3 protein-coding genes are annotated in these 16,538 nt (G+C 72.7%); all 3 read left to right on the top strand.

What is annotated here, in order from left to right:
• Positions 1 to 7 precede the first annotated feature (7 nt).
• Positions 8 to 9,499 carry a type I polyketide synthase gene (locus tag G3I71_RS39910; protein ID WP_164322909.1) on the top strand — a complete coding sequence of 3,164 codons (9,492 nt, stop codon included), beginning with the start codon at positions 8 to 10 and terminating at the stop codon, positions 9,497 to 9,499.
• A gap of 390 nt (positions 9,500 to 9,889) precedes the next feature.
• Positions 9,890 to 11,089 (top strand): cytochrome P450, encoded by a 1,200-nt coding sequence (locus G3I71_RS39905; protein ID WP_164322906.1) that lies wholly within the window; start codon positions 9,890 to 9,892, stop codon positions 11,087 to 11,089.
• 209 nt (positions 11,090 to 11,298) lie between these two features.
• The coding region (locus G3I71_RS39900) for a type I polyketide synthase (protein WP_164322904.1) at positions 11,299 to 16,538 on the top strand (5,240 nt) is incomplete at its 3' end.

Below are 16,538 nucleotides of genomic sequence, written 5' to 3'. Positions count from 1 at the left end.
GGTTCACATGGCTGATGACAACGAACTCCGCGACTACCTCAAGCAGGTCGCCGCGGACCTGCACAGGACGCGCAAGCGCCTGAGCGAGCTGGAGTCGGCGGCCCGGGAGCCGATCGCCGTCGTCGGCATGGCCTGCCGCTACCCCGGCGGGGTGGAGTCGCCCGACGACCTGTGGCGGCTCGTCGCCGAAGGCCGCGACGCCGTGGGCGCCTTCCCCGACGACCGCGGCTGGGACCTGACCGCCCTCTACGACCCCGACTCGTCGAAGGACGGCACCTGCTACGTCCGCGAGGGCGGCTTCCTCGACGACATCGCCTCCTTCGACGCGGCGTTCTTCGGGATATCGCCGCGCGAGGCGCACTCCATGGACCCGCAGCAACGACTGCTGCTGGAGGCCTCCTGGGAGGCACTGGAACGCGCCGGCCTCGACATCCGCACGCTGAAGGGCAGCCGTACAGGCGTCTTCGCGGGCGTCTCCCAGCAGGACTACGCCAGCCTGCTGGCCGCCACCGAGGGCGGCATCGACGGCCACGGCTCCACCGGCGTCTCCAACAGCGTGCTGTCGGGCCGAATCTCCTACGTCCTGGGCCTCGAAGGCCCGGCGCTCACCGTGGACACCGCCTGCTCGTCCTCGCTGGTGGCCCTCCACCTGGCCGTACGGGCGCTGCGGGCGGGCGAGTGCGATCTGGCACTGGCGGGCGGTGTCACCGTGATGTCCACGCCGGACGTGCACGTGATGCTCTCCCAGCAGCGATCCCTCGCCCCCGACGGCCGCTGCAAGGCGTTCGGTGCCTCCGCCGACGGAGCCGGCTGGAGCGAGGGCGCCGGCGTCCTCGTCGTCGAACGGCTCTCCGACGCCCGCCGCAACGGCCACCCGGTGCTGGCGGTCGTACGGGGATCGGCGGTCAACCAGGACGGCGCGTCCAACGGACTGAGCGCCCCCAACGGGCCCTCGCAGCAACGCGTCATCAGGGACGCGCTCTCCGACGCCGGACTGACCGCGGCCGAGATCGACGCCGTCGAGGCCCACGGCACCGGTACCCGGCTCGGCGACCCCATCGAGGCCGATGCGCTGCTGGGCACCTACGGGGCCGCCCGGCCCGAGGGACGGCCGCTCTGGCTGGGTTCGCTGAAGTCCAACATCGGCCACACCCAGGCCGCCGCAGGCGTCGGCGGCATCATCAAAATGGTGCTCGCACTGCGTGAACGCACCCTGCCCCGCACCCTGCACGCCGACGAACCGACACCGTTCGTCGACTGGTCCACCGGCACCGTACGGCTCCTCGACCGGGCCCGTGCGTGGCCGGACGGCGACACCCCGCGCAGGGCCGGCGTCTCCGCCTTCGGCGTGAGCGGCACCAACGCGCACGTGATCCTGGAACAGGCGCCCGCAGCCGCGGAACCCGAGACCGGCACCCCGCTCCCGGGCCCCCTGCCCGCCGTACTGCCCGCCGTACTGCCCGCCGTACTGTCCGCCCGTGGCGCCACCGCCCTGCGGACCCAGGCCCGGCGCCTGGCCGACCACCTCACCGAGCACCCCGGCGTCCAGGTCACCGACGTCGCCTACTCGCTGGCCACCACCCGCACCCCCCTCGACCAGCGGGCCGCGATCCTCGCCGCCGACCGGGACACGCTTCTCACCGGCCTGGCCGCGCTCGCCGAAGGGCGCCCGCACGACACCCTCACCGACGCCACCGCGCTCACCGGCGGGACGGCGTTCGTGCTGCCCGGCCAGGGCTCCCAGTGGCTCGGCATGGCCCGTGAACTCCTCGACACCGAACCGGTGTTCACCGAGAAGGCCCACGCGTGTGCTGCCGCCGTGCAGGAACTCGTCGACTGGCCCGTCCTCGACGTGCTGCGCGGCGAACCCGGCGCGGTGGACGCCGACCGCATCGACGTCATCCAGCCCGTCCTGTTCACCGTCATGGTGTCGCTGGCGGCGACCTGGGAGGCATACGGCGTGGCGCCCGACGCCGTGGCCGGACACTCGCAGGGCGAGATCGCCGCCGCCCACATCGCCGGCGGCCTCACCCTGGAGGACGCGGTACGCGTCGTCGTGCTGCGCAGCCGGGCGCTGCGGACCCTGACCGTACGTGGCGGCATGGCCTCCGTCCTCCTGCCCGAGGAACAGGTCCAGCAGCGGCTCGCCCCCTGGGCCGACCGGCTGTGGATCGCCGCCGTCAACGGACCCGCCTCCGTCGCGCTCACCGGCGACCCCGACGCCTGCGACGCGTTCGTCACCGCCTGCACGGCCGACGGGGTACAGGCCCGCCGCATTCCCGGCGCCGCCCGCCCCGGCCACTCCCCGCACGTCGAACCCCTCCGCGAACAGCTCATGACGGACCTCGCCGGGTTGCGCCCGCTCCCCAGCCGGCTGCCCTTCTACTCCACCGTCACGGGCAAGCCCCACGACACCGCCGGCCTCGACGCCGCCTACTGGTGCCGCAACATGCGCGAGCCGGTCCGGTTCGAGTCCGCCGTACGGGCATTGCTGGCCGACGGCCACCGGCTGTTCGTCGAGCCGAGCCCGCACCCCGTCCTCGTCACCTCCGTCCAGCAGTGCGTCGAGACCGACGAGCACGAGGCCGCCGTGACCGGCACCCTCCGCCGTGGCGAGGGCGGCCCCGGTCGACTGCGCACCGCCCTCGCCCAGGCATGGACCGGCGGCGCACCCGTCGACTGGGAACGCGTCTTCGCCGGGACGGGCGCCCGCCGTGTCGAACTGCCCACGTACTCCTTCCAACGCCGCCGCCACTGGCCCGAAGGGCCGCGCCGGGGCGGCGACGTGACCGCCGTCGGCCTCGCCCCGCTGCGCCACCCCCTGCTGGGTGCGATGGCGCGGCTCGCCGAGGACGGGGGAGCGGTCCTCACCGGCCGGATCTCCCCGCACGACCACCCCTGGCTCGCCGGCTACTCGCTCGGCGGCCGTGCGGTGCTGCCCGGAACCGCGTTCGTCGAACTCGCCGTGCTGGCCGGCGATCGGTTCGGCTGCGCGCGGATCGAGGAACTCACCCTCCACACCCCGCTGTTGCTTCCCCCGGACGGTTCCGTCGGCCTCCAGGTGAGGATCGGCGCCGACGACGGCGGTCGCCGCACCCTCGCCATCCACTCCTCGTCCGATGGGTCCGATGCGTCCGACTGGACCCTGCACGCCTCCGGCAGCCTCGTCCCCGACGCCGGTGCCCCCGCCGCCGACCTGACGGTGTGGCCACCGGCCGACGCCGAACCCGTACCGGTCGCCGAACTGCACGAGCGGCTCGCCGCCGACGGCTTTTCCTACGAGCAGCACCTGTTGACCGACCTGTGGCGCACGGACGGCGAGGTCCACGCCGAAGTACGGCTGCCCGCCCGGCACACGGGCGAGGCCGCACGCTTCGGCCTCCACCCGGCCCTCTCCGAGGCCGCCCTGCACGCGCTGTACGCACTCGGCGGTGACGAGCGGGAATCGGCCGTCCCCTTCTCCTGGAGCGGCGTCGAACTCCACGCCACCGGCGCCACCCGGCTGCGCGTCCGGCTGACCCGCACCGGCGACACCACCGTCTCGGTGCTGTTCGCCGACAGCACCGGCGCCCCGGTGGCCACAGCCGACGCCCTTCTGCTGCGTCCCACCGGCCCCGCCGGACTCCTCACCCCTGCTTCCGCCGACGGCCCGGGCTACGCCGGACAGGCCCCGGCGGTCCGGCCCGCCCGCCCCCGACGCGCCGTCGTCACCGAGTCGGCGGGCGACGAAGGATCACTGCGCGGACGCCTCACGCCCCTCACGGAGACCGAACGCACCGGCGTCCTCCTGCGCCTCGTCCGCGACACCGCCGCCGCGGCTCTCGGACACGACGACCCCGACGCCGTACAGGCCACCCGGCCGTTCAAGGAACTCGGCTTCGATTCGCTCACCTCCGTGGACTTCCGCAACCGGCTCGCCACATCCACCGGCCTGCGCCTGCCCGTCTCGATCGTCTTCGACCACCCCTCGCCACGGCGCATGGTGCAGGCCCTGTACGCCGAACTGTTCGGCACCCGGGCCGAAACGGCCACCTCGGCCCCCGTCGCCACCGCCCCGACCCGCCGCCGCGCGGCCGACGGCGAACCCCTCGCGATCGTCGGGATGGCCTGCCGCTTCCCCGGCGGCGTCACCGACCCGGACGACCTGTGGTGCCTGCTCACCGAGGGCCGCGACGGCATCACCGGGTTCCCCCGCGACCGGGGCTGGCGTGCCCAGGACGCGGCGCGGGGCGGCTTCCTCGAAGACGTCGCCGGCTTCGACGCCGGATTCTTCGGTATCACCCCCCGCGAGGCACTCACCATGGACCCGCAGCAGCGGCTCCTCCTGGAGACCTCCTGGGAAGCGATCGAACGCGCCGGCATCGACCCGACGACACTGCGAGGCACCCGCACGGGCGTCTACGTCGGCGCCGCCGGACTCGGCTACTCGCTGCTCTTCCCGCCCGGCTCGGAGCAGATGGCGGGATACGCCGTCACCGGCACCGCCACCAGCGTGGTCTCCGGACGGGTCTCCTACGTCCTCGGGCTGGAGGGCCCCGCAGTCACCGTCGACACGGCCTGCTCCTCCTCCCTGGTCGCCCTGCACACCGCTGCCCAGGCACTGAACTCCGGCGAGTGCGACCTCGCGCTGGCCGGTGGCGTCTGTGTCATGCCCGACGCCTCGCTCTTCGCCGACTTCGAACGCCAGGGCGGACTCGCGGAGGACGGCCGATGCAAGGCCTTCGCGGCGTCGGCCGACGGAACCGGCTGGTCGGAGGGCGCGGGTGTGCTGCTGGTGGAACGGCTGTCCGACGCGCGCAGGAACGGACACCGGGTACTCGCCGTCGTTCGCGGGTCGGCCGTCAACCAGGACGGTGCCTCCAACGGGCTGACGGCACCGAACGGGCTGGCGCAGCAGAGGGTGATCCGCGACGCGCTGGAGGCCGCCGGCCTGAAGGCCGCCGATGTCGACGCGGTGGAGGCGCACGGCACCGGCACCAGGCTCGGCGACCCGATCGAGGCGCACGCCCTGCTGGCGGCATACGGGCAGGACCGCGAACAGCCCCTGTACCTGGGATCGTTGAAGTCGAACATCGGCCACACCATGTCGGCGGCGGGCGTCGGCGGCATCATCAAGACGGTACTGGCGATGCGGAACGGTGTACTGCCGAAGACTCTGCACGTGGATGAGCCGTCCCCCCAGATCGACTGGTCCGCCGGTGCCGTGGAGCTGCTGACACAGGAACGGGCGTGGCCGGAGACGGGGCGTCCACGGCGTGCGGGTGTGTCGTCCTTCGGGATCAGCGGCACCAACGCCCACGTCATCCTCGAACAGGCACCGGTAGAGATCACTGCCGGACCGTCCTCGGCACCCAAGCCCCGCCCCTGGCCCCTGCTGCTCTCCGCCCACGACGAACCCGCCCTGCGCGCCCAGGCCGCCCGGCTCCTCGACCGGATGGCGGACGCTCCCGAGGCCGCCGATCTCACCCGGGCCCTCGCCACCACCCGGGCCGCCCTCGAACACCGTGCCGCAGCCACGGTCCACGACCTGGCCGGTGCGACCGCCGCCCTCACCGCCCTCGCGGCCGGCGAGCTGCCGCCCGGAGTGCTGCGCGGCATCGCCCGCGAGGGGGCGCTCGCGGTGCTCTTCACCGGGCAGGGCGCCCAACGGTTCGGCATGGGGCGGGAGTTGTACGACGCCCACCCGGTCTTCGCCGAGACCTTCGACGCCGTCTGTGTGCACCTCGACCCGGAACTGCCGCGCCCGCTCACCGAGATCGTCCTCGGCACGGGCACCGACGTGCCCGACGACGAGGCCGTCCACCGCACCGAATACACCCAGCCCGCCCTGTTCGCCTTCGAAACGGCCCTCTACCGGCTGCTGGAGAGCTGGGGCGTGCGCGCGGACTACCTCCTCGGCCACTCCGTCGGCGAGATCACCGCCGCGCACATCGCCGACGTGCTGACCTTGCCCGACGCCTGCCGGCTGATCGCCGCCCGGGGCCGTCTGATGCAGCGACTGCCCGCAGGCGGCGGCATGCTGGCCGTCTCCGTCGACGAGGCTCGGGTGACCGGAACGCTGCCTGCGTCTGTCGCGGTGGCGGCGGTCAACGCACCGGGCTCCGTCGTACTGTCCGGACCGGCCGAGGAGTTGGCCGCGCTTGAGGCGGAGTTCGCCGGACAAGGCCTGCGCACCCGCCATCTGACGGTCAGTCACGCCTTTCATTCGCAGCTGATGGAACCGATGCTCGACGAGTTCGCCCAGGTCGTCGCGGGCCTCGACCTGCGTCCGCCCACCATCCCGGTGGTCTCCGACGTGACCGGCGCCCTCCTCACTCCCGAGCAGGCCTGCTCGCCCGACTACTGGGTCCGGCACGTCAGGGAGACGGTCCGCTTCGCCGACGGGGTGCGCACCTTGGCCGCCGAGGGCGTCACCGTCCTCCTGGAGGCCGGCCCCGACGGCGTGCTCACCGGCATGGCCCAGGACTGCCTCGACGCGAACACAGCCGAGGCCGCCGAGCCACCCGTGTGCGTGCCCGCACAGCGCAGGAACGTCCCCGAGGACGAGGCCCTGACCACCGCCGTCGCCCACGTCCACCTCGCCGGAGCCGGCGTCGACTGGTCCGCCTTCTTCGCGGGCAGCGGAGCCGAGCGCCTCGACCTGCCGACCTACGCCTTCCAACGCAGCCGCTACTGGCCCGAGCCCCGGCCGGCCGCCACCGGCGACCTTGCCGCGCTCGGCCTTGGCCCCGCCGGACACCCGCTGCTCGGAGCCCGCATCGCGTCGGCCACCGACGGCACCACCCTGTTCACCGGCGAACTGTCCACGTCGGCGCAGCCCTGGCTCACCGACCACGCCGTGCTGGACACCGTCCTGTTCCCCGGCACCGGCTTCGTCGAACTCGCCCTGTGGGCCGGCGGCGAGCTCGGCTGCCACCACCTCGACGAACTCACGCTGGCCGCCCCCCTGCTGGTGCCCGCAGGCGCTCCGGTCCAGCTCCAGCTCACCGTCGGCCCGGCCGACGACACCGGCCGGCGCACCTTGTCCGTCCACGCCCGTACTGCCCCCGACGACCCGTGGACCGCCCACGCCGAGGGAACCCTGGCCCCGGCGCCGCCCGCCGCCCCCACCTCGCCGCCGCTCACCGCCTGGCCCCCGCAGCACGCCGAACCGGTCGTCCTCGACACCTTCTACGAAGACCTCGTCGACCACGGTTTCACCTACGGGCCCGCCTTCCGGGGCCTGACCGCCGTCTGGCGGCGCGGCACCGAGGTGTTCGCCGAGGTGGCACTGCCCGAGCGGGCGGGCGGCGGATTCGCCGTCCACCCGGCCCTGCTCGACGCGGCCATGCACTCCCTGGCCTTCCGTCCCTCGGCACCCACCACGGGCGGCCCGCTGCTCCCGTTCGCCTGGCGGGGTGTGACCACCTACGGGCAGGACGCCACCCTTTTGCGGGTCCACGTCCGGGACCTCGCCGAGGACCAGGTGGCCGTCGAACTCACCGACCCGTCGGGCCGGCCCGTCGCCTCCGTGTCCGCCCTGCACATGCGGCCCACGTCGACCGACCGGCTGGAGACCGTGCGCATCCGCCCCGAATGGCTGCTGCACACCGAGTGGACCGCCATCAAGGACGCCCCCACAGCCCCCGCCGGGCGGGTCCCGGGCCGGTTCGCGGTCCTCGGTGACATCGCCGCCCGCGCCCAGGCAGAGCCACTCCTGCTGACCGCCGAGGCCGTCGAGTACCACCCCGACCTCACGGCGCTGCGTGCCGGCACCTCGCTGCCCGACGTGGTCGTCGTCCCGCTGCCGCCGGCCGAACCTACGGCAGCCGCGGCCCGCGACGCCGTGCACCGTGTCCTCGCACTGCTCCAGCAGTGGACGGCGGACGACGCCCTGGCCGGAACCCAGCTGGTGCTGTGCACCTCGGGCGCCGTGCGGACCGGCGCGGACGACACGATCCGTGACCCGGCGGGCGCCGCAGTCTGGGGGCTGGCGCGCTCCGCCCAACTGGAGAACCCCGGCAGCGTCCTGCTCATCGACCACCTGCCCGGCGCCGCCACCCCGCTGCCACTGGCCGTCGCCACGGCGCTGGCCACCGGTGAGCCCCAACTGGCCCTGCGCGAGGACACGTTGCTGGTGCCACGCCTCGCCCGCCTGACCCCGGCCACGGACACGACGGCCGCCCCCTGGCCCACCACCGGCACCGTTCTGGTCACCGGCGCCACCGGCACCCTCGGCCGACTGGTCGCCCGGCACCTGGTCGCCCGGCACGGTGTACGCGATGTCGTGCTCGCCGCCCGACGCGGCCCGGACGCCCCCGGCACCGCGGAACTCATCACCGAGCTCGCCGAACTCGGCGCGACGGCCCGAGCCGTGGCCTGCGACGTCACCGACCGTGCCGCACTCACCGCACTCCTGGACACCGTCGACGACCTGCGGGCGGTCGTCCACACCGCGGGCACGGTCGACGACGCCACGCTCACTGCCCTCACCCCCGGACAGGTCGACGCGGTCCTGCCGGTCAAGACCGACGCGGTCGAGCACCTGCACGAACTGACCGCCCCGCTCGGCCTGGCCGCGTTCGTCGTCTTCTCCTCCCTGGCCGGCACCATGGGCGGCGCGGGACAGGCCAACTACGCCGCCGCCAACGCCTTCGCGGACGCACTGTGCCAACGCCGGGCGGCGGACGGACTGCCCGCACTCTCCCTCGCCTGGGGCCCCTGGCAGCGTGGCGAGGGAATGACCGCGGGCGTCGCCGAGAGCGACCTGAAGCGCATCGCCCGCGCGGGACTGCGCCAGCTCGACCCCCGCGAGGGCATGGCCCTCTTCGACGCCGCCGTCGCGGCCGGCGAGAGCGTCGCCGTCCCCGTACGGCTTGACACCTCGGCCCTGGACGCGGACTCGCCCGCCACCCCCGTACTGCTGCGCGGCCTCGCCGCCGACGTCGCGGGACCCCGAACCGGCGGCCGACAGCCCGCCGCCTCGGCGGCCGGTCTGCGTGAACGGCTGCTGCCGCTCTCCGCGACCGACCGCACCACCGCCCTGGTGGAACTGGTACGGGCCGAGACCGCCACCGCCGCCGGACTGCCCACCGCGGAGGCCGTACCCCAGGCCAAGCCCTTCAAGAGCCTCGGCTTCGACTCCCTCATGGCCGTCGACCTGCGCAACAGGCTCTCCGTCCTCACCGGCCTGCGCCTGCCCGCGACGCTGATCTTCGACCATCCGACGCCCAAGGACCTCGCCGAACTCCTCCACGAGGGGCTCGACCTGACCCCCGTACAGGCACCCGACCCGGCCCTGCTCGCCCTCCAGTCCCTCGAAACAGCCCTCCGGACACCCACCGACGACGCCGGCCGCGAAGCCTCGCTCGCCGTGCGTCTGCGCGTGCTTCTCACCAAGCTCGAAGAGACACCCGGCAGCCCAGGGGCCGGAGGCCCGGACGGCGACGCCGACGACCTCGGCGCCGCGAGCACGGAAGAACTCCTCAGCCTCATCGGGGACGAGTTCGGCATCCGGTAACCCGGATCTCCGTGCGCCCTGATTCCGGCGACCGGGTCCCATCGAGGCCCCGCCGGACGATCCGCCCTCACGCGGATTCCCCCACATACGCACCCCTGAAAGGAACGCAGTGGTGATGCTCTTTGCCGATGTCCATTCCGGCCCAGATCCGGGGCACGGTCACCTCCGTCAGCTCGTCGTTGGTCCATCTCGCAGACGACCTCGCCGACGTAGTCCTACGAAGCGATCAAGTCGCAAATCCCAATGGGCGGTCGAGTCGTCGCGGGGCTCCGGGCGGCCATGTTCCTTAAGCCATTTCATCGGCTCAACCATGACAGCCATACCCGGAGCCCCTGAGCCCCACCGATCTTACGAATGACCAGTTCGAACCCACCAAGAAGGTAGGACACCATGCCGCTCGACATCGAAACGCCGTTGCCCTACCAGCGCGACCCCGCCTGCCCCTTCGACCCCGGAAGCGCGCTGCGTGAGGCACAGCGCAACGACCCGGTCCACAAGTACCGGCTGCCCGACGGCCGCGACATCTGGGTCGTCACCCGCTACGACGACGTACGGCAGATGTTCACCGACCCACGCCTCAGCAGCGCCCTGACCCCGTACACCCTGATGCTTCCCGGCCTCGACGACACCGGCCTGAAGGTGCCCCCGGGCAGCTTCGTCAACATGGACCCGCCCCATCACACCCGGCTCCGCCGGATGGTCGCCTCCAGCTTCACCAACCGGCGCATGAAGGAACTCGCGCCGCGCCTGGAACGTATCGCCGAGGACTGCCTCGACGCCATGGAACGCACCGGCCAGCCCGCCGACTTCATGACCGGATTCGCCTTTCCCTTTCCCCTGCTGGCCATTTGTGAACTGCTGGGCCTCACCGACGAGCAGCGCGACGCCTACCTGGACCTCACCACCCGAGCGACCGGGCTGGCGGCCACTCCGGAAGAAGCCCATCAACTCCTCGCGGAAGCACAGCGGCTCATGTCCGACGCCGTAGCCGCCCAGCGCGCGACCCCCGGCGACGGCATGATCGGCATGCTGGTCGAGGAACAAGGTCACGATGTCGACGACGAGGAGATCGTCGGCATCAGCAACATGCACCTCACCGCGGGTCTCGACACCGTCGCCAACACCCTGGGCCTCGGCGTCCTCGCTCTGTTCGACAACCCCGGCCAGCTTGCACTGCTGCGCGACGACCCCGCCGTCCTGGACACCGCCGTCGAGGAGCTCATGCGCTACCTCAGCGTCATCTCCGCCACCGGCGGGCGGACGGCCACCGAGGACCTGGAACTCGGCGGCGTCACCATCCGAGCGGGCGAGTACGTCGTGCCCGCCCTGGCCGTCGCCAACCGAGACCCCGCCCACTACGACGACCCCGACCGGCTCGACCTCACCCGCACACCGGCCCAGCAGATCGGCTTCGGCCACGGCGTCCACCGCTGCATCGGCGGAGCCATGACCCTGATGGAGATGCGGATCGGCTTCTCCGCCGTCCTGCGCCGCTTCCCAGAGCTGCGCCTCGCCGTCCCGCGCGAGGACGTGGTCTACCGCGGCTACAACATGGTTCACGGAGCACTTGCCATCCCGGTCCGCTGGTGAGCGAAGCCGCCCCCTAGAGGGTCGTCCGAACTCTAGGGGGACGGCCGGCCCCTTCTGGGGGTTACAGCCCTCGACCCGCCCCATAGCGTCAACAACCAGGCCCGCAGCGGAGCGCCCGAACGCCCGGAGGCAGGCGGAGAAGCCCTTCCTCCGCCCGTGTCCGGCGCGGCAGGCATAAACCAGCGGCAGAACCAGTGGGAGCCAGAGGCATGAACACATCCCTCGACGAGGTCATCGACGCACTGCGCGCCTCCTTGGTGGAGAACGACCGGCTGCGCCGGCAGAACCACCGGCTCACCTCCGCCGCGACCGAGCCCCTGGCGATCGTCGGTATCGGCTGCCGCTTCCCCGACGGCGCGAACAGTCCCGAGGAGTTGTGGCAGCTGGTCACCGAGGGCCGCGACACCATGACCGGTCCGCCCGTCGGCCGGGGCTGGGAGCACCGAGCCTCCTTCGACCCCCGCCATCAGGGCGCGTTCCTCGATACCGCGGGGGACTTCGACGCCGGGTTCTTCCGCATCTCGCCGCGTGAGGCGTTGGCGATGGATCCGCAGCAGCGGTTGCTGCTCGAGGTGTCGTGGGAGGCGGTGGAGCGGGCGGGGGTCGATCCGTTGTCGTTGCGCGGCAGCCGCACCGGAGTCTTCGTCGGCGGCGCCCCCCAGGAATACGGTGCCCTCCTCGCCGACTCGCCCGAGGACACCGACGGCTACGCCATCACCGGCCTGCCCGCCAGCATCTTGTCCGGTCGGATCGCCTACCTGCTGGGCCTGGAAGGCCCGGCCCTGACCATCGACACCGCCTGCTCCTCGTCCCTTGTCGCCCTCCACCTCGCGGGCCGCTCCCTGCGCGCCGGTGAATGCGACCTCGCCCTCGTCGGCGGAGTCCTCGTCATGACCACCCCCGCCATCTACGGGGAGTTCGACAGCCAGGGCGGATCGGCCTCGGACGGGCGGTGCAAGGCGTTCTCGGACGCGGCCGACGGCACCGGCTGGGGCGAGGGCGCGGGTGTGCTGGTCGTGGAGCGGCTTTCGGACGCGCGCAGCAACGGTCATCGGGTGCTGGCCGTGGTGCGGGGCACTGCCGTGAACCAGGACGGCGCGTCCAACGGGCTCACGGCGCCGAATGGACCCTCCCAACAGCGGGTTATCCGGGAGGCGTTGGCGAGTGCGGGACTGACCGCCGCCGATGTGGACGTGGTGGAGGCGCATGGTACGGGGACCCGGCTGGGGGATCCGATCGAGGCGCAGGCGCTGCTGGCGACGTACGGCCAAGGGAGGCCGCCGGAGCGGCCGTTGTGGGTCGGCTCCGTCAAGTCCAACATCGGGCACACCCAGTTCGCCGCCGGAGTGGCGGGAGTCATCAAGACAGTCATGGCACTCCAGCAGGGAGTGCTGCCCCGCACCCTGCACGTGACCGCTCCCACCCGGCAGGTCGACTGGTCAGCCGGCGCTGTCGAGGTGCTGACCGAGGAACAGGCCTGGCCCGAGACGGGACGGCCGCGCCGGGCGGGTGTGTCGTCGTTCGGGATCAGCGGCACCAACGCCCACGTCATCCTCGAACAGGCCCCTGAGGACGCACCGGAGAGCGCCCCGGACACCGGCCGCCCCCTCTCCGTCGTACCCGTCGCGTTCAGCGCCCGCAGCGAGGTCGCCCTGCGCGAACAGGCCACCCGTCTCCTCGGCCACCTCGACCGCCGGCCCGACCTGGCGCTGCCGGACCTCGCGTACTCACTCGCCACCACCCGTGGCCACATGGACCACCGCGCGGCCGTCATCGCCACGGACCTGCCCGGTCTGACCGCCGGCCTGCGCGCCCTCGTCGAGGACGAGGACGTCCCCGGGCTGGTCCGTGGCACCGGGGCTGAGGGCGGCCTGGCAATGGTGTTCTCCGGCCAGGGATCCCAACGGGTCGGCATGGGAAGGGAGTTGTACGCCGCGTTCCCGGTGTTCGCCGCTGCCTTCGACGAGGTGTGCGTTGCCTTCGAGGGGCTGTTGCCGGGGCAGCTCAGGGAGACGGCGTTCGCCGGCCCCGTGGAGCTGCTGCGGTCCACGGGCTGGGCACAGCCCGCGTTGTTCGCGCTGGAAGTGGCGCTGTACCGGTTGGCCGAGTCGTGGGGAGTACGGGCTGATGTGGTGTTCGGGCATTCACTGGGGGAAGTGGTCGCTGCTCATGTGGCAGGCGTGTGGTCGCTCGGCGACGCGTGCCGGGTGGTCGCGGCACGTGGACGGCTGATGCAGGCGCTGCCTACGGGCGGCGCGATGTGGGCCGTCGAAGCGGCGGAGGCGGAAGTGCCGGAGGCGGCGGATGTCTGGGTCGCCGCTGTCAACGGGCCGTCGTCGCTGGTGCTTTCGGGCACGGAAGCGGCCGTACGGGAGGTGGCGGACCGGTTCGCCGCGGATGGTCGCCGGGTGAAGCGGCTGGCGGTGAGTCACGCCTTCCACTCGGGTCTGATGGATCCGATGCTGGAGGACTTCGCGGCGGTGTTGTCCGAGGTCGAGTTCTCGGAGCCGGTGATCCCGGTGGTGTCGAACGTGACGGGCGAGGTCGCGGGGGAGGAGCTGTGCTCGCCGGAGTACTGGGTGCGGCACATCCGGGCGACGGTCCGTTTCGCCGATGGAGTACGTACGGTGCGGGCCCAGGGCGTGGGTACGGTCCTGGAACTGGGCCCCGACGGTTCGCTGGTGTCGATGGTGGAGGCGACCGAGCCCGACCTGACCGGGGTGCCGGTGCTGCGCGGCGACCGGGACGAGCCGGGCGCGTTGCTGTCCGCTCTCGCGCGGGCACATGTACTCGGCGCCGCGGTGGACTGGCCCGCGGTGTTCGCCGGGACCGGGGCACGGCGGGTGGATCTGCCGACGTACCCCTTCCAGCGGCGCCGCTACTGGCCCCGGGCCGGCTCGGGAGCGGGCCGTGGGCGTGTGGTCGACGACTGGCGGTACCGCCTCACCTGGAGCCGCTGCGTCCCGGAACGGACCGGGGGACCGGCCGGCCGGTGGCTGCTGGTGACGGCCCGCGAAGACGCCGGTGCCAAGGTGGCCGAAGCTCTGCGGGCCGCGGGCGCCGAGGTCGAGGCCGCGGCGGGCGTCGTCCCCGGGGACTTCACAGGAGTCGTCGCGCTGCCGGACTCCGTCGCGGACGCCGTCACTCTCGTACAGGACCTGCGCACGGCGGGCCTCAAGGTGCCGCTGTGGTGGCTGACGGAGAACGCGGTCGCGGTCGCCGGAGACGACATCGTGCGTCCGGACGCCACCCAGCTGTGGGGACTGGGACAGGTGGTGGGCCTGGAGGAGCCGTCCTGGTGGGGTGGCCTCGTGGACCTGCCTGCCGCATGGGACGACGGCACGGGCGACGCCCTCGCCTCCATCCTCGGGGCCGCACCGGGTGGTGAGGACCAGCTAGCCGTGCGCGGAACAGGAGTGTTCGCCCGCCGACTGGTACGGGCGCCGCTGGTCGGCCGTGAACCGGTCCGTGAGTGGCGGCCCCGGGGGACGGTCCTTGTGACGGGCGGTACGGGTGGTGTCGGTGCGCATGTCGCCCGGTGGCTGGCCGCCGAGGGGGCACAGCACCTGGTGCTGACGAGCCGTCGTGGCGTCGCGGCGCCGGGAACCGATGTGCTCGCCGGGGAACTGCGGGCGCTCGGCGCCGAGGTGACGTTCGCGGCCTGTGACGTGGCAGACCGGGACGCGCTGGCCGCCGTACTGGCGGACATAGCGGAGGAGACCCCGCTGACCGCGGTCGTCCATGCCGCCGGCATCGTGCGCTACACCAAAGTGCGGGACCTGACTCCCGAAGAACTCGACGAGGTGATCCGCGGCAAGGCGGAGGGCGCCCGGCTCCTCGACGAACTGACCGCCCACCTCGACCTGGACGCCTTCGTCCTGTTCTCCTCCGGGGCCGCCACCTGGGGCGGCGGATCACAGGGCGCCTACGCCGCCGCGAACGCGTACCTCGACGGGCTCGCCCACGACCGCCGGAAGCGTGGCCTGCCCGCCACCTCGCTGGCCTGGGGCACCTGGCGTTCCGAAGGAATGGCCGGTGACCTCGACGAACAGTCCCTGGCCCGTATGGGACTCTCCCTGATGGAACCGGCGCTCGCTCTGTCCGTCATGCGTGAGGCCGTCGAACACGGCGAAACCGCCCTCACGGTCACCGACACGGACTGGTCCCGGTTCGTCCCCGTCTACACGGGCGCACGCCGCCGCCCGCTGATCGAGGACATCCCGGAGGCCGCGCGGGCGCTGAGCGCCACGGAGGACGACGAGCCCACCGACGGCGACACCCCCGCCGACGTCCTGCGGCGCAGGCTCACCGACCTCACCGACGGAGAGCAACGCGCCACTCTGCTGGACCTGGTGCGTACCCGGGCGGCGGCGGTACTGGGCCACTCCGACGTGGCGGAGATCGCGGCCGGCCGGCCGTTCAAGGACCTGGGGTTCGACTCACTTACAGCGACCGAGCTGCGCAACCGCCTCAACGCCGCCACCGGTCTGCGGCTACCCGCCACCCTGGTCTTCGACCATCCCACCCCCACAGCCCTCGCCGGCCTCCTGCACCAGGAACTCCTGGGCGGCCTGGAGACGGGCGCTCCCACGATCGTCGTACGCCAGGTCGACGCCGACGACCCCCTGGTGATCGTCGGCATGGCCTGCCGTTTCCCCGGCGGCGTCACCGGCCCTGAGGACCTGTGGCGGCTCGTCGCCGAGGGCCGCGACGAGATCTCCGGGTCGCCGGTCGACCGGGGCTGGGACGCCTGGGGAGCCTCCGGTGACCAACAGGGTGGATTCCTCAACGGAGTTGCCGGGTTCGACGCGGAGTTCTTCGGTATTTCGCCGCGTGAGGCGTTGGCGATGGATCCGCAGCAGCGGTTGTTGCTCGAGGTGTCGTGGGAGGCGGTGGAGCGGGCGGGTGTGGATCCGTTGTCGTTGCGCGGCAGCCGCACCGGAGTCTTCGTCGGCGGCACACCCACGGGTTACGGATCACTACTGGGCGACGCTGACGCCGCCGCAGGCGGATATCTGCTCACCGGCAACAGCGGAAGCGTCATGTCCGGCCGGATCTCCTACGTCCTGGGCCTGGAAGGCCCGGCCCTGACCGTCGACACCGCGTGCTCGTCCTCTCTTGTCTCCCTCCACCTCGCCGCACAGGCGCTGCGGGGCGGGGAGTGCGACCTCGCACTGGTCGGCGGCGTCGCCGTCATGCCCACCCCGGGAGCCTTCGACGAGTTCGCCCGGCAGGGCGGGCTGGCCTCCGACGGGCGGTGCAAGGCGTTCTCAGATGCTGCCGACGGCACCGGCTGGTCCGAGGGCGCCGCGTTCCTGGTCGTGGAGCGGTTGTCGGATGCTCGGCGTCTTGGGCGGCGGGTGTTGGCGGTGGTGCGTGGTTCGGCGGTGAATCAGGATGGTGCGTCGAATGGGTTGAGTGCGCCGAGTGGTCCGGCGCAGCAGCGGGT

This window comes from Streptomyces sp. SID12501 (assembly GCF_010550245.1).
Lineage (GTDB): Bacteria > Actinomycetota > Actinomycetes > Streptomycetales > Streptomycetaceae > Streptomyces.
Note: the sequence above shows the minus strand (reverse complement) of the source record. Positions and strands in the feature narration are given on the sequence as shown.